The 19,825-nt window shown below is 57.9% G+C and carries 18 protein-coding genes and 1 tRNA gene; 6 read left to right on the top strand and 13 right to left on the bottom strand.

The features are described 5' to 3' along the window. Positions 1–19: 19 nt before the first annotated feature. The 13 genes from ACIPY9_RS00270 to ACIPY9_RS00330 form a co-directional block, all read right to left on the bottom strand. Positions 20–1,495: an aldehyde dehydrogenase family protein gene (locus tag ACIPY9_RS00270; protein WP_400696147.1), complete on the bottom strand. Its 1,476-nt coding sequence runs from the start codon at positions 1,493–1,495 to the stop codon at positions 20–22. Between the two features lie 18 nt (positions 1,496–1,513). Continuing rightward, positions 1,514–3,256, bottom strand: coding sequence for an FUSC family protein (locus ACIPY9_RS00275; RefSeq protein WP_400696149.1), 1,743 nt, complete (start codon positions 3,254–3,256; stop codon positions 1,514–1,516). A gap of 35 nt (positions 3,257–3,291) precedes the next feature. Further along, positions 3,292–4,740: a carotenoid oxygenase family protein gene (locus ACIPY9_RS00280; RefSeq protein ID WP_400696151.1), complete on the bottom strand. Its 1,449-nt coding sequence runs from the start codon at positions 4,738–4,740 to the stop codon at positions 3,292–3,294. 117 nt (positions 4,741–4,857) lie between these two features. Next, positions 4,858–6,039, bottom strand: a complete 1,182-nt coding sequence (locus ACIPY9_RS00285; RefSeq protein ID WP_400696152.1) for an MFS transporter — start codon at positions 6,037–6,039, stop codon at positions 4,858–4,860. An 18-nt stretch (positions 6,040–6,057) separates the two neighbouring features. Then, on the bottom strand, positions 6,058–7,050 hold the full coding sequence (locus ACIPY9_RS00290; protein WP_400696153.1) for a transporter: 993 nt from the start codon (positions 7,048–7,050) through the stop codon (positions 6,058–6,060). A gap of 236 nt (positions 7,051–7,286) precedes the next feature. Continuing rightward, on the bottom strand, positions 7,287–8,387 hold the full coding sequence (gene ychF, locus ACIPY9_RS00295) for a redox-regulated ATPase YchF (RefSeq protein ID WP_400696155.1): 1,101 nt from the start codon (positions 8,385–8,387) through the stop codon (positions 7,287–7,289). A gap of 21 nt (positions 8,388–8,408) precedes the next feature. Further along, positions 8,409–8,993 (bottom strand): aminoacyl-tRNA hydrolase, encoded by a 585-nt coding sequence (gene pth / locus ACIPY9_RS00300; protein WP_400696156.1) that lies wholly within the window; start codon positions 8,991–8,993, stop codon positions 8,409–8,411. Positions 8,994–9,157: 164 nt separating this feature from the next. Continuing rightward, positions 9,158–9,751: a 50S ribosomal protein L25/general stress protein Ctc gene (locus ACIPY9_RS00305; RefSeq protein ID WP_400696157.1), complete on the bottom strand. Its 594-nt coding sequence runs from the start codon at positions 9,749–9,751 to the stop codon at positions 9,158–9,160. Positions 9,752–9,889: 138 nt separating this feature from the next. Then, positions 9,890–10,831 carry a ribose-phosphate pyrophosphokinase gene (locus ACIPY9_RS00310; protein ID WP_025258597.1) on the bottom strand — a complete coding sequence of 314 codons (942 nt, stop codon included), beginning with the start codon at positions 10,829–10,831 and terminating at the stop codon, positions 9,890–9,892. Positions 10,832–10,877: 46 nt separating this feature from the next. Next, positions 10,878–10,952: transfer RNA gene (locus tag ACIPY9_RS00315), tRNA-Gln, on the bottom strand. A 40-nt stretch (positions 10,953–10,992) separates the two neighbouring features. Then, complete coding sequence (ispE, locus tag ACIPY9_RS00320; protein WP_400696159.1) at positions 10,993–11,841, bottom strand: 4-(cytidine 5'-diphospho)-2-C-methyl-D-erythritol kinase; 849 nt, start codon at positions 11,839–11,841, stop codon at positions 10,993–10,995. Between the two features lie 2 nt (positions 11,842–11,843). Beyond that, entirely contained in the window at positions 11,844–12,461 is a 618-nt protein-coding gene (gene lolB / locus ACIPY9_RS00325) for a lipoprotein insertase outer membrane protein LolB (protein ID WP_400696161.1), read from the bottom strand. Positions 12,462–12,465: 4 nt separating this feature from the next. Next, complete coding sequence (locus tag ACIPY9_RS00330) at positions 12,466–14,193, bottom strand: tetratricopeptide repeat protein (RefSeq protein WP_400696163.1); 1,728 nt, start codon at positions 14,191–14,193, stop codon at positions 12,466–12,468. 227 nt (positions 14,194–14,420) lie between these two features. Between ACIPY9_RS00330 and hemA the strand changes: the two genes are divergently transcribed. The 6 genes from hemA to ACIPY9_RS00360 all read left to right on the top strand — a co-directional run bounded on the left by hemA (position 14,421) and on the right by ACIPY9_RS00360 (position 19,802). Then, entirely contained in the window at positions 14,421–15,698 is a 1,278-nt protein-coding gene (gene hemA, locus ACIPY9_RS00335; protein WP_400696164.1) for a glutamyl-tRNA reductase, read from the top strand. Continuing rightward, complete coding sequence (prfA, locus tag ACIPY9_RS00340; protein ID WP_400696166.1) at positions 15,695–16,777, top strand: peptide chain release factor 1; 1,083 nt, start codon at positions 15,695–15,697, stop codon at positions 16,775–16,777. Before hemA ends, prfA begins: the two co-directional genes overlap by 4 nt. Beyond that, on the top strand, positions 16,778–17,611 hold the full coding sequence (prmC, locus tag ACIPY9_RS00345; RefSeq protein WP_400696168.1) for a peptide chain release factor N(5)-glutamine methyltransferase: 834 nt from the start codon (positions 16,778–16,780) through the stop codon (positions 17,609–17,611). Then, positions 17,605–18,360, top strand: coding sequence for a molybdopterin-synthase adenylyltransferase MoeB (locus tag ACIPY9_RS00350; protein WP_400696169.1), 756 nt, complete (start codon positions 17,605–17,607; stop codon positions 18,358–18,360). Before prmC ends, ACIPY9_RS00350 begins: the two co-directional genes overlap by 7 nt. Further along, positions 18,353–19,168, top strand: coding sequence for a glutamate racemase (gene murI / locus ACIPY9_RS00355; protein ID WP_400696171.1), 816 nt, complete (start codon positions 18,353–18,355; stop codon positions 19,166–19,168). Before ACIPY9_RS00350 ends, murI begins: the two co-directional genes overlap by 8 nt. Positions 19,169–19,283: 115 nt before the next feature. After that, positions 19,284–19,802 (top strand): acyloxyacyl hydrolase, encoded by a 519-nt coding sequence (locus ACIPY9_RS00360; RefSeq protein WP_400696173.1) that lies wholly within the window; start codon positions 19,284–19,286, stop codon positions 19,800–19,802. Positions 19,803–19,825 lie beyond the last annotated feature (23 nt).

Here is a 19,825-nt window from a genome sequence, read left to right on the forward strand (position 1 = left end):
GGCTTCCTCACGGGCTGGATCAGAAGGGGTAAGGACGGCGACCGTGCTGGATCGAAACCCAGTGATCGGTGGTGAGTTCCGAAATGATCCAGTCACTGTTGAAGCGCCCGATACCGCTGTTCTTCTCGCCACCGAACAGGTTACTGGGGTCATCGTTCACGGAAATGTCGTTTACGTGGGTCATGCCGGCCTCGACCTGAAGTGCGAAACGCACTCCTCGTGCCTCATCCCTGGTGAAAACGGCACTGGAAAGACCAAATTCTGTGGTGTTGGCCATTTCGAGTGCGTGGGCTTCATTTCTTGCACGAATGACTGGCGCGATCGGGCTGAACTGTTCGGTTTGTGCCAGCAGCGAGTCGTTGGACACATCGACGAATACGTGTGGAGGTAACACCTGTCCTTGAGGAGCACCGCTCAAAACCATCCGGGCAGGTGAACTCAAGGCTTCTTCTATTCGAGTGAGTGCGCCAGTCAGTTGTCTCTGGTTGATCAGTGGTCCGATCACGGTGTCGCTTTCGTTTGGATCTCCCACTTTCAGGTTCCGGACACGCTCGACAAAGGCTTCGACAAAGCGGTCATGAATCCGGGAATCGACAATGATCCTGTTACTGCTCATGCAGATCTGGCCCTGATGCAGAAAGCGTCCGACAGTCGCACCCTGGACCGCCAACTCGATGTCGGCATCGTCGAGCACCACGCACGGAGCATTACCGCCAAGCTCCAGGCCTACGCGCTTGAGTGTCGGGCCGCTGATGGCCAGACCTCCAATGTGACGGCCGACCCGGGTTGAGCCTGTGAAGGAAATGAATTTCGGGATGGGGTGCAAGGTAAAGGCATCGCCAATATCGGCAACATCGCCTACGACAACATTCAACACACCTGGCGGTAGACCGGCTTCTTCATAAATACGAGCCAGCAACAGGCCGCCGGTTATCGGAGTATCGTCGGCGGGTTTCACCACCACGGCATTGCCGAGTGCAAGGGCAGGGGCTATTGAACGGTTGGACAGGTGCATGGGCCAGTTCCAGGGACTGATTACACCCACCACACCCAGAGCCTTTCGGTAGACACGGCTCTCCTTGCCGGGAATGTCGACTGGCAAGATCCGGCCCTGGACACGAAAGGGCATGGCTGCTGCGGCAAGCATCGTCGCGCGCACTGCCGACCATTCGATTTCAGCCTTGGTACGGGTACTGCCGGACTCGCGAATCAGCCAACTGACGATTTCTTCGTGGCGGCTGTCCAGGATGCTGATTGCACGATGAAAGACGCTGGCACGCTCCGAAGGCAGCAAGGCTTCCCATTCTTTTTGAGCCTGTGCAGCGGCCTGATAAGCAGTGTCCAGGTCCTGCTGGCTGGCCAGACTGATTTGTGCCAGCAGTGTTTCGTCATAAGGGTTCCGGTCGGACAGGACTTTACCGGTACTTCCCGGGCACCATCGGCCTGCGATGAATTGTCCAGAGAAGTCCTGCCATGGATTGAGTATCAGGCTCATTGTCGGCTCCGTATGGGATCAAGGGGATGAGTGAGTGGTGAGTGCGATCAGTTTCTGGGCGGCGGCTCGTGCTTCATTGCTTGCCTTTTCGAGTATCGTCGGCGCTTGAAAGATGCCTTCCTGGCAGTAGGGCGCAGTGGCGGCCATGCAGGAAAAAGCAGCTTTCACAAGGTCATCTGGAGTGCCATCGATCAACACCAGAGAGACGAGCAGGTGGCGTGTTCGCCTGTATGCCGATGTCGGTCTGGTTGATCTGGCGGCTTTCAGCGTCTGTTGGGCGATGCGCCGTGCCAGGGCCAGGCGGGTGTTTTCCGGGTGTGTCTGTTGACATAAGAGCAGGCTGGCTGCGGCAGCCAATACGCCCAGCAGGATCGCCATGGCTTGAGGCAGAAGGCTTTCAAGGCTGCTATCAAGGGCTGCGCCGGGCTGAGACATGAGAAGAAAGGTCATGTTGAGGTCTATGGCCATCTTTGCCGTTCCCGGACGAGCCATGAAAAAGGCTCCGACCAGCAAAAAAGGCGCGATGGACAGAAGCTGCAACAGAGGGTTTTCCGACCCGGGAACCAGCCAGGCTCGTGCAATGAGCCCCGTACAGCCTCCGAGTAGAGAGCCCGTGAAGACATCTTTTACGGCTTTTCGGGCATTGGGGTGACTGGAAAGAAGCGAGGCAAACAGCACCGACGTCATCATCATGACGGGACCTTCGCCCCAGCCTGTGAGTTGCCAGATCAGTGCGGTGATCGTCAGTGCAGAAAGTGGGCGCACAGCGGAAAGACCCGCAGCCCGCCAGTCGTGATTGACCGCTCTGGTCCAGCCACTCACGGGCTTTCTTTCACCTTTCAGCGCATCGTGAAGTGCCAGAAGGGCAGTCAGGCATTGATGATGCTCGACATTTCTGAGGGATGTACGCTGCACACATTCAATCAGGGCTGCGAGGTTTTCCGCTCCGGGTCGTCTGTGATCGAATTCAATGATCCAGAGGGCTGGCTCCCTGTCTTTCGTCCGCTCATGAATGACAGCCAGTACGACGATCAAGGCATCGATAATCTGGCGGGCATGCAGGGCTTTTCTTTTCCCTGAGCGCGATCCGGCAACAGTCATGTCAAATGACTCATCCAGAGCCTTGATCATCCCGAGTATTCGGGAGAGACACGCATCGGATTCCGCTCCTGAAACAGAGAACGATGACATGCACCAGCGAATGCCGGTGTTCACTAGCCGTTCGAGCTGCTCTTCCATCGGTACCGCCGATGTGGACTTCGGCGTGACGAGCCAGGAAACAGCGAACGAGCACAGAATGCCAATGACCGTACAGGCAACCCGCTCTGTCGCAAGCTCAGGATTGGGCTGTGGGGCCGCGAGACCGAACAGGGACACGATGGCTGCGCTGTAACCTGCCAGCACCCAGGCATAGTTCCTGAAGTGCCGAAACAGGTTTCCGATACCGGCGCACAGTACAAGCCAGATTCCGAGCAGAATGAGCAGGGTCTTCGGGGAGTCGAAGAAGCAGTAGAGCAGCGCGCCTGCAACCAGCGCGCCGACAGCTGTTCCGGCCAGCCTTGCCAGGCAACGTTCGATGAGAAGCCCACGGCTCGGCTGGGCAACCAGCCAGACGGTCATGGCGGCCCACCAGGGATGATGGAACTGCGCAAGCTCCGCCAGAGCAAGGGCCGCCATGGCTGCCGCCGTTGTGTGTGCGCTAAAGAGTAGAGGTGCACGTCCATCCTTCAGACGTGCACGATTCAAGGAAAATCGACCCATGTCGTATGACTCCGCCATGATGGCTTTCACATCATTTACACGGCCGGAGCCCAGGAACCATGTAGCGACATGCGCATGCGAAAGGGGATTTTCACCCTGGCCACAGGACCCGAGGCCATATCTCTGGAGTCGAGCACTACCAGTTCGCTGGCATAGTCTGCGATGTGATTAAGGAGTGCAATTACATAGCCATCGCCTTCGGGGGCGTCTGCCGAGCGGGGAACGAAGATGGGTTCCTGAAAGCATTCGCTGTCACCTGCAAACCAGCTGTCACTGGCCCCGGTCTTCAGGTTGAAATGAGTCAGCAGATTGAAGAACTGGAACGGCATCGGTCCATTTTCGGCCCTATAAGGCCGGGTCGGATCGAAGGCGATGACGAAGCCATGTTCATAAGGGCGCCCCACGTAGCGATCGTCGACGCGAGGGAATTCGCAGGGGTAATCGTTCAGTGGCTGCGGTTCGACCTGATCGTTTTGAGAGTCAAGGTTGAAGGTCCAGCGGAATAGACTGGACGACAGGCTTTCGGGAGACGGAATGAAGCCGTCTTCCTGAGGAAAGAAGTAGAAGACATTCCCGCTGGTGACCGGCATGTCCAGATGAATCAGGCGACCTTCCTCAAACGCATTGAGGGTGTGCCCCTGAAAGGCATTCGCAGGGCCTTTGAACCAGCGAACATCACTGGCTTTGCCATGGCGTGGCAGAACGGCGAACAACTGCGCCTGCTCCGGGTCCCACTGGAAATGCTGGCCGCCACGTTTCATGCGCTCCAGATCTACCTTGAGTGGAATGATCGGGAAGACAACATGGTTTTCGGTTACGGCAAAGTCATGAACCATGGCGGCATAGGGCGCCTGGAACCAGATTTCGTGCAGTAACTGACCATCTGGCCCTATCTCGAAATACGCCATGTCCGGAGAGCCATCTCCCTTGGCTTCATAGCTGAAAGCCAGGAGGTTGCCTGTGGCGGCATCGATCTTGGGATGTGCGGTGAAACTGGTGGATTTGATCTGGCCGTTCCAGTCATGTACGCCGAGAGTCTCCAGCGTATCCGGATCCATGGCATAAGGCAGCGCGTCCTCTTTCATGGCCAACAGGATGCCGTTGTGTTTGAGCACCGTGGTATTGGCCGTGGTGTTATCGGCTGCCGCCAGTGGGTCATTGGTATACGCATTACGGTAGATGCCGTTGAGCGAACGTCCCTCACGCCGCTGCGCCATGAGACGGGCTGTTTTCACATAACGGCGTCGTAGGGAGACTTTGCCATCCTTGAAAAAGAAGGCACTGACCAGGCCATCACCATTGAAGAAAATGTCTTGTTCCAGCATCGGAGGAAACTGTGGGTCTGGAGAAACCTGATAAAAGGCCCCGCAGATGCTAGTTGGCAGGGTGCCTTCTATCTCAAGGTCTACAACTTCGGCTTCCAGACGGCTAGGGCGATAAAGCGCGCCTGAAAATTCGGGTGTCGCAGGAAAGAGGGTCGTCATATTGGCTTCCTATAAGTGGTCACGCGAGTACATTTATAACCGTGGGCGGCAAGTGGATCAATATAAATGTACGACTGGGTTCATTTATAAGTGTAAGCAAAAGTGGCAAATGATCGTTCAGGCTGGGGGAGATGCTGGTTTGGAGTGTCTGGGACGGGAGTTCTGGCGAAAGCGGGCCACGACGATGCAGGCAATCATCAGCGCCAGAATGTAAGTGGCGGCAGCCAGCCATCCTACGGCTCTGAAATTACCTTCTCCCACCACCAGCGCAGCCCCGAACGGGCCTGCTCCCTGACCGACGAAAATGGCTGCATTGCCTAAGCCGGCAAGACGACCGCTGGGGTCCAGTTCAGCGCTCATGGACAACAGATAGGGAAGACTGAAAAACCATACCAGATGAATCAGGCCGGCAGTGATGGCGAATGCCAGAGGGCTATTGCCATACACCATGACCAGCGTGGCTGCGAGGGCTGCTCCGAAGCTGATCAGTTGAGGAGCCAGCAAGCCGATCTTGCGTTTAATGATGCCGGCCAGTCCCGCTCCCAACGCTCCGGCAAGAATACTGGCCCCCAGAATGGCTCCTATCTGTTGTGGCTCCAGGCCTATACTTTTGCCGATACGTTCCTGATAGATCCATAGCGCTGAGTGTCCGAAGAACAGCAGGGCGAAAAGTGATATCAGCAGAACGGCCGTCAGAGTAAGCGGTGCTGTGCTGGTATGGGACTGTCCGGTCTGTTCTGTGAAACGGGGAGGAATGCGCTGACAACCGAGCAGGGCAATGGCGCTTGCGAGACTCAGTACGAGAAATACGCCTGGAATACCTGCAAGAGCGAGAATGAATGGCGTGAACGAAACCAGCACGATGCCCCAGAGCAGGTTGCCCACGTTGATCATTGCGAAGCTGGCATCCTTGGAGGTGCGCAGGGCTGCTGTGGCATAGACGCAAGCCATGACTGCACCACCACTGAGGCCACAGACCAGCCGACAGGCTGTCAGCGTCTGCCAGTTGCTGGCCTGGGTGCTTGCCAGATTGCCAAGCACCATTGCCGCCAGAGCCAGCCACACGAATCGGCGTCTGTTGACCCGAGGCATCAGCAGTGCTCCGAAGCCGCAGGCAACGGCCATCGCGGTCAGTTCTGCGGCGAAAATTGTTCCGATGGCATTCAGTGGAATGCCCAGTTGATCTACGAAAGCGCCTCCAAGAAGGGGCTGGATTTGCAGGGTGCCCAAGGAAACCACCATCATCGTGCAGATGGCGAAAAGTGTTTTCCGGCTATCGACGGTTTGCAGTGCATTCATGATCGTGTCACCACCGGTTCAAAGTACGTGCGCAAAGCGCACCTGGACGGAGAAGTCGTTGCGGGCACGATTCTCGACATCGGTTTCGTGATAAAGGTTGAGCCAGAATCCTTGATCCTTGCTGATCTTCCAGAACAGTCCGGGGCCTATGCCGAGCACTTTTTCACGAGAGTCTTCCAGCCTGTGGCCATTGACCCGGTCATCCTCCAGTTGTTTGAAGAAATAACCGTTCAGGCCTGCCGACACGTTCGGAACCACTTCATAGGACAGTGTGAAGTTGGACCAGGCGGCCTCTCCTGCCTGGGTATTACGAACCGGTTGTCCTTCAAAGAACTGAGCTGAACTGCTTGCGGGATCGTCGTTTCTGAAGTTGTACAGGTAATGCAGACGCCAGCTCATCTCCCAGCGAGGGACTGGCATCCAGGTGGCTGCCCAGTAAGGGTTGAACGAGTAGAAGTTGGAGCCTTGGTTGAGGTCCTTGTGCTCGTCGTACCGGCCGGTGGGCAGAATGAAGTCCAGGGCAAAACGCTGAACGAAAACGGGGCGACCTCCATCGCCGATGACGGGATCGAACTGGACCTGCGGGCCCGTGACAATATCGCCAAGCCCTGTGGCGTTATCCTTGAGCCTGGTCCCGGCATCGCCAAAATCGCCATCCAGAAAAACGATGGGAATGATAAGGCTCCAGCCAAGGTGGGCATTGGCACCGATCGTTTGTGGTGAGTAATAACTGAGCTGATTCAGCAGGGTGGTGACATTGAGCCGGGGTGTATCGAAGGCGTTATTGTCGTGACCGTTCTTGTTTCTGAATGATGTGGCGCTGTTGTGCTTCAGATAAACCAGATGGCTGAGGCCGGGAGGGCCTGCAAAACCATCATAGAAACTGGTGCCTCCCAGATTGATGCCGGATGGCTGGTTGACGGAAGGAGGGGGCGGGCCATCCGCGGCTTTGGTTGAAATCCCGGTGGTAAAGGCGAACAGTCCCAGAGTGCTGCAAAGCAAGGTCTTCATGAGTGCTGGCTCTATTGTTGGATTTTTGAGCTGGAGAGCTATTTGCTCCGTGCACCTGGAATCTATGGGGATGGAGAGGGAGGGTCTTGCTCGGGAGAGACACTGTTGTCTGGGAGTGCCATCGTGAACTTGCATCCAGATGGTTTGAGGCGAGGGCTTGAATGCAAAACCCCCGAATCGACTGGCGATTGCGGGGGCTTTGTGGGATCAGCGTCCGTGGAAATCCACGGTAAATATCAGACGTTGAAGCGGAAGTGCATCACGTCGCCATCTTTCACGATGTATTCCTTGCCTTCCAGACGCCATTTACCGGCCTCCTTGGCACCGGCTTCGCCCTTGAACTGAATGAAGTCTTCGTAGGCGATGACTTCGGCGCGGATGAAGCCTTTCTCGAAGTCGGTGTGGATAACGGCCGCGGATTGTGGGGCAGTTGCACCGACGCGAACGGTCCAGGCGCGGACTTCCTTCACACCGGCGGTGAAGTAGGTTTGCAGGTTGAGCAGTTCATAGCCTGCGCGGATCACGCGGTTCAGACCCGGCTCTTCAAGGCCCAGGGCCTCGAGGAACATGTCTTTTTCTTCGCCTTCTTCAAGCTCGGCGATCTCGGCTTCGATCTTGTTGCAGACCGGTACGACGATCGCGCCTTCTTCTTCGGCAATGGCCAGAACGACGTCCAGGTAAGGGTTGTTCTCGAAACCGTCTTCGGCCACGTTGGCGATGTACATCACCGGCTTGCTGGTCAGCAGGTGGAAACCGCGGATCACCAGCTTCTCGTCGGCGCTCATGCCTTTCATCAGGCTGCGTGCCGGTTTGCCTTCGGTGAAGTGAGGGATGAGTTTTTCCAGCACGGCCTTCTGGGCCACGGCATCCTTGTCACCGCCTTTGGCGTTGCGAGCGACTTTCTGCAGTTGTTTCTCGCAGCTGTCGAGGTCGGCAAAGATCAGCTCGAGGTCGATGATTTCGATGTCGCGCTTGGGATCGACGCTGTTGGAAACGTGAATGACGTTCTCGTCTTCAAAGCAACGAACCACGTGGGCGATGGCATCGGTCTCACGAATGTTGGCCAGAAACTTGTTACCCAGGCCTTCACCTTTGGAGGCACCGGCAACCAGACCGGCGATGTCGACGAATTCCATGGTCGTCGGCAGTACGCGCTCCGGCTTGACGATGGCCGCCAGGGCGTCCAGGCGTGGGTCGGGCATCGGCACGATGCCGGTGTTGGGTTCGATCGTGCAGAAGGGAAAGTTCTCTGCCGCAATGCCGGATTTGGTCAGGGCGTTGAACAGGGTGGACTTGCCGACGTTAGGCAGGCCGACGATGCCGCAGTTGAATCCCATGGTGTTTCCCCTCGAGTGGTGTCAGGCCTTCTGGCTGTGCAGGTTTTTCATCGCCCGGTTCCATTCACCGGCGAAGATATCCGGCAGCACGCCGAGGGCAAAGTCGATACTGGCGTCCAGTTTTTCCTGTTCGGCGCGCGGCGCTCGACCCAGGACAAAACCGGATACCTTGCTGGCATCGCCCGGGTGGCCGATACCGAGCCGCAGGCGATGAAAAGTGTTCTGATTGCCGAGCTGCGCAATGATGTCGCGCAGGCCGTTATGACCGCCATGCCCGCCGCCCACTTTCAGTTTGGCAACGCCGGGAGGCAGATCGAGTTCGTCGTGCGCTACCAGAATGGAGTCGACCGCAATGCGATAGAAGCCGGCGAGTGCTGCTACAGCCTGGCCGCTGCGGTTCATGTAGGTGGTAGGAATCAGCAGACGAACGTCCTGACCCTGATGTGTAAAACGCCCGGTCAGGCCAAAGAATTTGCGCTCGGGAACGAGGTTGACTCGTTGCGCCGCAGCAATACGCTCAACGAAAAGAGCCCCTGCGTTATGCCGGGTCTGTTCGTATTCTGTGCCAGGGTTTCCCAGGCCAACGATCAGTTTTATGGCGGTCACGACAGGGGCTCTTCCTTGGAGTTGTGGATAACACCGCTTGCGAAAGCGGCAGATGTGGGCGAAAAGTGCTCATTTACCATGATGTAAACTCCGCGATCTCGCCCGCCTTGCCTGCTATCGCTCGCGATTTTTCCTGAGCAACTCCGACGTTATCGAGTAATGAATTACTCGGCAGCGCCTTCTTCCGGTGCTACGCGTGGAGCGTGAACGTTGGCAACAGCCAGGTCGTTACCGTGCGCCAGTGCGACGAACTCAACGCCTTTAGGCGCTTTCAGGTCGGACAGGTGAACGATGGTGCCGACGACAGCCTTGGCCAGGTCAACTTCGATGAACTCAGGCAGGTCCTTAGGCAGGCAGGACACTTCTACTTCAGAAGTAGTGTGCGAGATTTCGCCGCCTTTCTTGATGGCTGCTTCTTCGTTGATGAAGTGAACAGGTACGACAGCGGTCAGTTTCTGACCGGCAACAACGCGTACGAAGTCAGCGTGCATCACGTGGCCTTTGGCCGGGTGACGTTGCAGAGCCTTGATCACGACGTTCTGCTTGGTGCCACCGACGTTCAGTTCGATAACGTGGCTGAAAGCAGCTTCGTTTTCCAGCAGTTTGGAAATTTCTTTTGCCAGGACGCTGATGGACTCAGGAGCTTTTTCAGCACCGTAGACAACAGCTGGAACCAGGCTAGCGATACGACGCAGGCGGCGGCTCGCACCTTTCCCCAGGTCGGAACGCAGTTCAGCATTCAGAGTGAAATCATTCATTTTGTTTCTCCAGGATAACCATGCTCGCAGTGGCGTTTGCGACCAGCGCCAAGGCGATATGGGCAAAAAAGCCCCGCCCTGACCGAATGCCAGGGCGGGGCGCTTTTCGTCGACGAGATGAACGCGAAGGGATAACCCTTAGCGGAACATCGCGCTGATCGATTCTTCGTTGCTGATACGGCGAACCGCTTCAGCGACTACCGGTGCGATATCCAGTTGACGGATACGGCTACAGGCTTGTGCAGCAGCGGACAACGGGATGGTGTTGCTCACCACCAGTTCGTCCAGCACGGAATTTTCAATGTTTTCGATCGCCCGACCCGACAGCACAGGGTGTGTGCAGTAGGCAAAAACCTTGGCAGCGCCGTGCTCTTTCAGGGCCTTGGCCGCGTGGCACAGGGTGCCGGCGGTATCGACCATGTCGTCAACCAGAATACAGGTGCGGCCTTCGACATCACCGATGATATGCATCACTTCGGAGTGATTGGCTTTCTCACGGCGTTTGTCGATGATCCCGAGATCGACACCCAGGGATTTGGCAACGGCACGTGCACGCACGACGCCACCGATATCCGGGGAAACGATCATCAGGTTTTCAAAGCGCTGGTCTTCGATGTCATCCACCAGTACAGGGGAGCCGTAGATGTTATCTACCGGAATATCGAAGAAACCTTGTATCTGGTCAGCATGGAGATCAACCGTTAGAACACGATCGATACCCACCACGGTCAGCATGTCAGCGACGACTTTCGCGCTGATGGCCACACGTGCGGAACGCGGACGGCGATCCTGACGGGCATAACCAAAGTAAGGAATCACAGCAGTGATTCGGGACGCTGAGGAACGGCGGAAGGCATCAGCCATCACGACGAGTTCCATCAGGTTATCGTTAGTCGGAGCGCAAGTCGGCTGAATAATGAAGACGTCTTTACCGCGGACGTTTTCATTGATCTCAGTGCTGATCTCACCGTCGGAGAATTTACCGACGGAGACATCACCCAGTGGGATATGCAGCTGACGTACTACACGCCGAGCCAGATCGGGGTTAGCGTTCCCCGTAAAGACCATCATCTTGGACACGCGCAGTACCTGAAGGCTGAGGGTATGCCTGGATGAGTATAGAAAATGGCAGGGGCGGCTGGATTCGAACCAACGCATGGCAGGATCAAAACCTGCTGCCTTACCGCTTGGCGACGCCCCTGTAGTGGATCAATCTGAGTGCCCAGCACTCAATTCCTTTTTCACAGAATTTGTAGCTTGCGATGCAACATCGAAACGTTGCTTCCTTTTGCTACGAACCCTGTAAGGGTCTCTGTAAGAAGGGCCGAAACTTTATCAGCTTCAGCTTCGTTTGGGAAGGCCCCAAACACACAACTTCCAGTTCCGGTTAATTTTGCTTCGGTAAAATTACCTAGCAAATTCAAAGCGTTACGTACATCTGGGTAACGCCTCTCTACAACCGCTCTACAGTCGTTTTGACTGTTTCCCTTGGGAACGGGGCGCACTTTAATGGGAGGAGTGTCACGTGTCAACAGTGGATCTGAAAAAATTTCTGCTGTACTTACAGATACTTGCGGCACAAGCACCAAATACCACGGTTCTTCGAGGGTTACGGGGGTCAGGATTTCTCCGACGCCTTCAGCAAATGCGGCGCGTCCACGCACGAAAACCGGGACATCGGCCCCCAGTGTCAGCCCCAGAGCCGCCAGGCGATCTTCGTCCCAGCCGAGATTCCACAGGTGATTCAGGGCGAGCAGGGTTGTTGCGGCATCGGAACTGCCGCCTCCGATTCCTCCGCCCATGGGCAGACGTTTTTCCAGCCAGATATCCATGCCCAGCGTGCAGCTGGACTGTTGTTGCAGTGCGCGTGCCGCTTTCACGATCAGGTTGCTTTCGTGAGGAACGCCGGGAATGTCGGTTTGCAGGCGGATTTCACCGTCCTCGCGAACGGCGAAACTGAGTTCGTCGCCGTAGTCGAGAAACTGAAAGATCGTTTCCAGTTGGTGATAGCCGTCAGGGCGGCGACCGAGGATGTGCAGCATCAGGTTCAATTTGGCCGGTGCAGGCAGGGTCAAGCGTGAGGTTGTCATATTCATTGTCCCAGCTTGCGAGGTTGCCAGTCCTTGATGACCAGCGTGACGTCCAGATCCTGCCCGTGCAGCTTGATGCGTTCGGGCAGCCAGTAACCGTTCTGCTCGGCGTAGCTGAGGTATTCCACCTGCCAGCCATCCTGCTCGAGGCTGGCCATGCGGCTGTCGTCATCCAGGGTCAGGCGGCTCTTGCTGTCGGGAGCGGGAAGGCCGCGCACCCACCAGACGAGGTGCGAAACCGGCAGCTTCCAGCCTAACTGGTCCTGCAGCAGGGTTTCGGGCGTGCTGGCTTCATAGCGGCCTTGATTGGCGACCTCCAGCGTCACGCCTCCGGGGCGACCGGTCAGGCGGGCTGCACCGCGTCCCAGCGGGCCGGAGAGACGGATGTCGTAGTAGTCCTGGCGTTGCAGCCAGAACAAGGTGCCGCTGCCCGAGTCCCGAGGGGCGCGTATGCCGACCTTGCCGTTGATCTGCCAGCCATCGAGGCTGCTCAAGTGTTGTTTGTGTTCGCGCCATTGCGCGGGGTCGCCCTTGCCTTGCAGGGCTTCTCGGGAGGTGAGGCCGGCACAGCCGGTCAGCAGGGCGATGAGGCTGAATACGATTACGTGGCGCAAAAACATGACGTCAAAGGTTCTCTGATCCGGTCAGGCGCAGCAAAGTGCTGCGCAGGATGGGGCTGTCGGGTTGCTGTTCAAGGGCTTTTTCCCAGACTTTGCGGGCTTCACGCTGCTCACCCTTGGCCCAGAGCACTTCGCCCAGGTGTGCGGCGACTTCGTGATCGGGGAAGCGTTCGAGTGCCAGCCGCAGCAGGCGTTCGGCTTCATCCAGGTTGCCCAGGCGATAATTCACCCAGCCCAGGCTGTCGAGCACGGCAGGGTCTTCGGGGTTCAGGCTGTGAGCCTTCTCGATCAGTTCCTTGGCTTCGGCATAGCGGGTCGTGCGATCGGAGAGCGTGTAACCCAGGGCATTGAGGGCCATGGCGTTGTCCGGCTCGCGCTTGATGATCGCTCGCAGGTCTTTTTCCATCTGGGCCAGATCGTTGCGCTTTTCGGCCAGCATCGAGCGCGTATAGAGCAGGTTCACATCGTCGGGGAACTGCTTGAGCGCCTGATTCAGCACTTGCCAGCCGCGATCGGGCTGGTTGTTGCTGGTCAGGGTTTCGGCTTCGATCAGATAGAGCTGGATGGCGTAGTCCGGCTGCATGTCACGGGCTTCTGCGAGGCGTCGGGAGGCCTCTGCCGCATTGCCGTTGCTCATCAGAATATCGCTCTGACGCAACTGCGCCGACAGGAAATCCGTACCGGGGCCGACCTGTTCATATTCGGCCAGGGCGCTTTGCGGGTCATTGCGCTCTTCGTGGATGCGTCCCAGGTTCAGGTGCGCGGAATCCACATGCGCGCCTCGTTCCACCAGTTCTTCCAGATACCCGGCCGCTTCGTCCCAGGCCTTGGCTTCCAGGCAGACCAGCGCCAGCGAGAAACGCAGCTCGTCGTCATCGGGGTACTGTTTCAGAAGGTTGGAGAACTGCACCTTGGCGTCCTCCATGCGGTTCTGCTCCACCAGCATGCGGGCGTAAGTCAGGCGCAGACGTTTGTCTTCCGGGTATTTCTTGAGGCTTTTTTCCAGGATCGGCAGGGCCTCCTTGCCACGTCCCATGCCTTGCAGCAGGCGGGTTCGCAGCAGGATCGGCGCAATTTCGCCTTCCTTGGGCGGGTTGTCCTCCAGCAGCTTGAGCGACTGCTCGGAGTCACCGTTCTGTTGCAGCAACAATGCCTTGCCGAAAATCAGCTGGCCGTTGTTCGGGTATTTGCCCAGCAGCCGCTCAAAGCTCTTGAGCAGGGCGTTGCGGGTGTCGGTGTCGGTTTCAGCCGCAGAAAGCGCCAGGAAGTCGAAATGCGTATCGCCCTGGCCTTGCAAGACCTTCTCCATATACATCATGGAATCGTCGTAGCGACCGGCGCGTGCCAGCTGGATCGCCGATGCCCTCTGCGCTTCCAGGTTGCCCGGGTCGTTCCTGGCCCAGATCATGGCCGTATCCAGCGCGGCCTGGTCGGCACCCAGGTACTCGGCAATGCGGTAGGCCCGCTCGGAAACGCCCGGGTCCTGGGTCTTGACGGCCTGGGTCACGTAGTTGTCCAGCGCAATGTCGAAACGATTGCGTTGGCCGGCCAGTTCGGCGCTCAGCAGGCTGACCAGGGTGTCCTGGGTGAACGAGCCATAGACCAGCGGCTTGGTTTCAGGCGCGGGAGTGACGTCTTTCGAGGCCGGTACGGGCTGAATGTCATCGGTCGCCATGGACTGGCAGCCGCCAAGGAAGACGAGGGCGAGGAGCAACGCGGAGGATCTAGTCATATATAAGAAAGGTGGCTTACCTGCGGTTTGGAGCATCATGACACAAGGCTGTCGGCAAAACCCACCACCGGTGGAAAAACTACTGCAACAGCGGTTCCAGCGACGTTGCCAGCCCCGATACGGGGGCGGTAACGAGCGATTCTAGTGGGACAATAATATGCAGTGGTTGTTCTGAGCTTATCGAAGTAGGACAATTGCTGGCTTCACGTCACCACCAGCGACCCTGAATGGCCTTCCTTGCACTTGGTATTAACCATAAGACTGCTTCGGTAGACGTTCGTGAGCGCGTGGCATTTACGCCAGAACAGTTGGTCGAGGCCTTGCAGCAGCTATGCCGTCTTACCAGCAGTCGCGAAGCCGCGATTCTCTCGACGTGTAATCGAAGCGAGTTGTACATCGAGCATGACCAGCTCGCAGCTGACAGTATTCTGGCGTGGCTGGCGGATTATCACCACCTGAGCCTGGATGAACTGCGCGCCAGCGCCTACATACATGAAGACGATGCCGCCGTGCGTCACATGATGCGCGTGGCTTCGGGGCTGGACTCTCTGGTACTGGGAGAGCCGCAGATTCTCGGGCAGATGAAATCCGCCTATGCCGTTGCCCGTGAGGCCGGCACTGTCGGGCCGTTGCTGGGCCGTCTGTTTCAGGCCACGTTCAGTGCCGCCAAGCAGGTGCGTACGGACACGGCCATCGGGGAAAACCCGGTTTCGGTGGCGTTTGCCGCCGTCAGTCTGGCGAAACAGATCTTCAGCGATCTGCAGCGCAGTCAGGCATTGCTGATCGGGGCGGGTGAAACCATTACGCTGGTTGCCCGGCACCTGCGCGACCTGGGCGTCAAGCGTATCGTGGTCGCCAACCGGACCCTTGAGCGTGCGAGTATCCTGGCCGCCGAGTTCGGTGCTCATGCGGTATTGCTCTCGGATATTCCGGCAGAGCTGGTCAATAGCGATATCGTGATCAGCTCCACGGCCAGCCAGTTGCCGATTCTGGGCAAGGGTGCGGTGGAAAGCGCCCTGAAACTGCGCAAGCACAAGCCGATCTTCATGGTGGATATTGCGGTGCCCCGCGATATCGAGCCTGAAGTCGGCGAACTGGACGACGTTTACCTCTACAGCGTCGACGATTTGCATGAGGTGGTGGCCGAAAACCTCAAGAGCCGCCAGGGCGCTGCACTGGCGGCCGAACAACTGGTCAACGTGGGCGCCGAGGATTTCATGTCGCGCCTGCGTGAGCTGGCTGCGGTCGATGTATTGCGGGCCTATCGTCAGCAAAGCGAAAAGCTGCGCGACGAAGAGCTGAGCAAGGCGCAGCGTATGCTGGCCAACGGCAGTAATGCCGAGGAAGTCTTGATTCATCTGGCACGTGGCCTGACCAACAAACTGCTGCACGCTCCAAGCGTTCAGCTTAAAAAGCTGTCTGCCGAAGGTCGCGTCGATGCGCTGGCCATGGCCCAGGAACTTTTTGCCCTCGGTGGGGGCTCGACGGATAAACCTTCGCAATGAAAGCTTCACTGCTCAATAAGCTGGATGTGCTCAGCGACCGTTTTGAAGAATTGACCGCGCTGCTTGGCGATGCGGAAGTGATCAGCGACCAGACGAAATTTCGTGCCTATTCCCGTGAATACGCCGAAGTGGAGCCGGTCATCGAGACTTACAGGCAGCGCATCAAGGTCATGGCCGATCTGGACGGTGCTCAGGCCCTGCTCAAGGACAGCGACCCGGACATGCGGGAAATGGCTGTCGAAGAGGTGCGCGAGGCCAAGTTGCAGCTGGCGGAGCTGGAATCGCAGTTGCAACGCATGCTGCTGCCCAAGGATCCCAACGACGGACGCAACGTGTTTCTGGAGATCCGTGCGGGTACCGGTGGCGACGAGGCGGCGATTTTTGCCGGTGACCTGTTCCGCATGTATTCGCGCTATGCCGAGCGCCGTGGCTGGCGCGTGGAAATCCTTTCGGAGAACGAAGGCGAGCATGGCGGTTACAAGGAGGTCATTGCCAGGGTCGAAGGCGACAATGTTTACGGCAAGCTGAAGTTCGAGTCCGGTGCGCACCGCGTCCAGCGTGTTCCCGAGACCGAATCCCAGGGACGTATCCATACGTCGGCCTGTACCGTGGCCGTGTTGCCCGAGCCTGACGAACAGCAGGCGATCGAGATCAACCCGGCGGATTTGCGCATCGATACCTACCGCGCATCAGGTGCCGGTGGTCAGCACGTCAACAAGACCGATTCGGCCATCCGCATTACGCACTTGCCGTCGGGTATTGTCGTGGAATGCCAGGAAGAACGTTCGCAACACAAGAACAGAGCCCGGGCAATGTCCTGGTTGTCTGCCAAACTGAATGATCAGCAGACCAGCGCGGCTGCCAATGCCATTGCCAGCGAGCGCAAGCTGCTGGTGGGGTCTGGCGACCGCTCTGAACGTATTCGTACCTATAACTTCCCTCAAGGGCGAGTGACGGATCATCGCGTCAATCTGACGTTGTATTCACTGGATGAAGTTCTGGCCGGTGGGGTCGATGCAGTGATAGAGCCGCTACTCGCTGAATATCAGGCTGATCAACTTGCGGCACTGGGTGAGTAAATGACCATCATCGCCAGCTTGTTAAGAAGCGCTGAGCTTCCAGATTCACCAACCGCACGCCTCGATGCCGAGTTACTGCTGGCCGCTGCGCTGGGTAAACCGCGCAGCTTCCTGCATACCTGGCCCGAGCGTATTGTCAGTACCGAAGCGGCGCTGGCGTTCGCGGGCTACCTGCAACGCCGGCGTACCGGCGAGCCGGTGGCTTATATCCTGGGCCAGCAAGGCTTCTGGAAACTCGATCTGGAAGTCGCGCCGCATACACTGATTCCACGCCCTGAAACCGAAATGCTGGTGGAAGCGGCACTGGAGCTGGTTCCGGCCTTTGCCGGTGCCGAGGTGCTGGACCTGGGCACCGGGAGCGGGGCGATTGCCCTGGCGCTGGCCAACGAGCGTCATCTCTGGAAGGTGACCGCCGTGGACCGTGTGCTTGAGGCTGTCGCCCTGGCCGAGCGCAACCGACAGCGCCTGCAACTGGACAACGCCGTGGTGCTCAACAGCCACTGGTTCAGTGCGCTGGAAGGCCGGCAATTCGACCTGATCATCAGTAATCCGCCTTATATCGCGGCGGCCGATCCGCATCTGGTGGCCGGCGATGTCCGTTTCGAGCCGAGCAGCGCGCTGGTCGCGGGCACCGATGGCCTGGACGACTTGCGGGCCATCATCGATCAGGCGCCAGCGCACCTGCGCGGTGGTGGCTGGTTGCTGCTCGAGCACGGTTACGATCAGGGCGCGGCCGTGCGTAACCTGCTGACCGTGCGTGGTTTCGAGCGTGTCCAGACCCGCCGGGATCTGGGCGAACATGAGCGCATCACCTTCGGATGCCTGCCGTGCTGAGTGATCAGGAACTGCTGCGTTACAGTCGGCAGATTCTGCTGCAACACGTCGATATAGAAGGGCAGATCCGGCTCAAAAACAGCCGTGTGCTGATCGTCGGCCTGGGCGGTCTTGGCTCTCCGGTGGCGCTCTATCTGGCAGCGGCAGGTGTCGGTGAGCTGCACCTGGCCGACTTCGACACGGTTGACCTGACCAACCTGCAGCGTCAGGTCATTCATGACAGCCAGAGCGTCGGGCAGGCCAAGGTCGACTCGGCCATGGCCCGTCTGGCGGCCATCAACCCTGAAGTGACACTGATTCCCCACCGTACCGCCCTGGATGCCGACTCGCTGACGGCTGCCGTGCAGGCGGTGGATCTGGTGCTCGACTGCTCGGATAACTTCTCAACCCGCGAAGCCGTGAATGCGGCGTGCGTTACGGCAGGCAAACCTCTGGTCAGCGGCGCGGCGATCCGGCTCGAGGGCCAGTTGTCCGTCTTCGATCCGCGTCGTGCCGAAAGCCCTTGCTATCACTGTCTTTACGGTCACGGCCATGAAGCCGAACTGACGTGCAGTGAAGCCGGCGTCATTGGCCCGCTGGTCGGGCTGGTGGGCAGTCTGCAGGCCCTTGAAGCCCTGAAGCTGCTGGCCGGTTTTGGCGAGCCGATGGTCGGTCGCCTGTTATTGATCGATGCCTTGGGCAGTCGTTTCCGGGAGTTGAAGGTCAAGCGTGATCCAGCTTGTGGTGTGTGTGGTTCCAGGCATGACTGACGCAGGTCTGATCTATAGCCGTACTGCGCCCGTCGGTGTCTTCGATTCCGGTGTGGGCGGTCTTTCGGTATTGACCGAAATTCGCCAGCTTCTGCCCAACGAGTCCCTGTTGTATGTCGCGGACGGTGGGCATATTCCCTACGGCGAAAAGACGCCTGCATTCATTATTGAACGCTGCCTTGCGATTGCCGGTTTCCTTCATGGGCAAGGCGCCAAGGCCCTGGTGCTGGCCTGCAATACGGCGACAGCGGCGGGCGTCGTCCAGATCCGGCAGCGTTATCCCGATTGGCCTATCGTGGGCATGGAGCCCGCCGTCAAACCGGCAGCGGCCGCGACGCGCAGTGGAGTCGTGGGCGTTCTGGCGACGACCGGTACGCTGCAAAGCGCCAAGTTCGCGGCCTTGCTCGACCGTTTTGCCAGCGATGTGTGCGTGATCACCCAGCCGTGCCCTGGGTTGGTCGAACTGATCGAGACCGGTGATCTGGCCAGTCCGGCCATTCGTGAACTGCTTTGGCGCTATGTCGAACCCTTGCTGGCCGAAGGGTGCGACACCATTATTCTGGGCTGTACCCACTATCCGTTTCTCAAACCCCTGTTGCGTCAGATGATTCCTGACTCGATCAGCCTGATCGATACCGGCGCTGCCGTGGCCCGACAGCTTCAGCGTCTGCTGGCTCAGTCCGATCTTTTGGCCACGGAGCCGGGAGGCGAAACGTCCTACTGGACGAGTGGCAGTCCAAATGATTTCAAAAAAATTCTGCCAGGCCTATGGCAAAGTTCTGGCAGTGTGCGAAGCTTGGGTTTGTAAAAAAATCGTGAAAAAAGCTTCTGGGGGCTGAACCAACGCTTTGTTGCTGCTTTCTATACTGCGTCCGCCAGTTTCCAACACGTTCTAACAACTACATACGAAATGGATGTTTCTTATGAAGCGACTCTTGTGTGCGGCCGCGTTCTCGGCCGTTCTTGCGGGGCAAAGCTCACTGGCACAGGCCGATGGGGTAGAGTTTTCGGTAGGCCATACCAGCGAATCAACCATGACCTATCGCCTGGGTGTGCAGTTCGACTGGGATAAAAGCTGGCTGAAAAGCGATGTGGGACGCCTGACCGGCTACTGGGACGGAGCCTACACCTACTGGGATGGCGATAAGAGCTCCAGCAATAACAGCCTGTCGTTTTCGCCAGTGCTTGTTTATGAATTCGCCGGGCAGAGTGTGAAGCCCTACATCGAGGCGGGGATTGGCGTTTCCGTGTTCTCCAATACCCAGGTTGAAAACAACAAGCTGGGCTCGGCTTTCAACTTTGAAGACCGCATCGGTTTCGGTCTGCGTTTTGCGGGCGGCCATGAGATCGGCATTCGTGCCACTCACTATTCCAACGCCGGCATCAAAGAGCCGAACGACGGGATAGAAAGCTATGCACTGCATTACAAGATGCCGTTCTGAAACCCCGCTTTCGCGAGTGAGTT

This window comes from Pseudomonas sp. NPDC089734 (assembly GCF_044748865.1).
Taxonomy (GTDB): domain Bacteria; phylum Pseudomonadota; class Gammaproteobacteria; order Pseudomonadales; family Pseudomonadaceae; genus Aquipseudomonas.

What these genes read in the sequence shown, in the direction of transcription:
- ACIPY9_RS00290 (WP_400696153.1), bottom strand. Translation starts at nt 7,050, where the DNA reads ATGAAGACCTTGCTTTGCAGCACTCTGGGACTGTTCGCCTTTACCACC.
- lolB (WP_400696161.1), bottom strand. Translation starts at nt 12,461, where the DNA reads ATGTTTTTGCGCCACGTAATCGTATTCAGCCTCATCGCCCTGCTGACC.
- ACIPY9_RS00305 (WP_400696157.1), bottom strand. Translation starts at nt 9,751, where the DNA reads ATGAATGATTTCACTCTGAATGCTGAACTGCGTTCCGACCTGGGGAAA.
- ACIPY9_RS00270 (WP_400696147.1), bottom strand. Translation starts at nt 1,495, where the DNA reads ATGAGCCTGATACTCAATCCATGGCAGGACTTCTCTGGACAATTCATC.
- ACIPY9_RS00330 (WP_400696163.1), bottom strand. Translation starts at nt 14,193, where the DNA reads ATGACTAGATCCTCCGCGTTGCTCCTCGCCCTCGTCTTCCTTGGCGGC.
- hemA (WP_400696164.1), top strand. Translation starts at nt 14,421, where the DNA reads ATGGCCTTCCTTGCACTTGGTATTAACCATAAGACTGCTTCGGTAGAC.
- ACIPY9_RS00275 (WP_400696149.1), bottom strand. Translation starts at nt 3,256, where the DNA reads ATGGGTCGATTTTCCTTGAATCGTGCACGTCTGAAGGATGGACGTGCA.
- murI (WP_400696171.1), top strand. Translation starts at nt 18,353, where the DNA reads ATGACTGACGCAGGTCTGATCTATAGCCGTACTGCGCCCGTCGGTGTC.
- ispE (WP_400696159.1), bottom strand. Translation starts at nt 11,841, where the DNA reads ATGACAACCTCACGCTTGACCCTGCCTGCACCGGCCAAATTGAACCTG.
- ychF (WP_400696155.1), bottom strand. Translation starts at nt 8,387, where the DNA reads ATGGGATTCAACTGCGGCATCGTCGGCCTGCCTAACGTCGGCAAGTCC.
- ACIPY9_RS00285 (WP_400696152.1), bottom strand. Translation starts at nt 6,039, where the DNA reads ATGAATGCACTGCAAACCGTCGATAGCCGGAAAACACTTTTCGCCATC.
- prmC (WP_400696168.1), top strand. Translation starts at nt 16,778, where the DNA reads ATGACCATCATCGCCAGCTTGTTAAGAAGCGCTGAGCTTCCAGATTCA.
- prfA (WP_400696166.1), top strand. Translation starts at nt 15,695, where the DNA reads ATGAAAGCTTCACTGCTCAATAAGCTGGATGTGCTCAGCGACCGTTTT.
- ACIPY9_RS00360 (WP_400696173.1), top strand. Translation starts at nt 19,284, where the DNA reads ATGAAGCGACTCTTGTGTGCGGCCGCGTTCTCGGCCGTTCTTGCGGGG.
- ACIPY9_RS00280 (WP_400696151.1), bottom strand. Translation starts at nt 4,740, where the DNA reads ATGACGACCCTCTTTCCTGCGACACCCGAATTTTCAGGCGCGCTTTAT.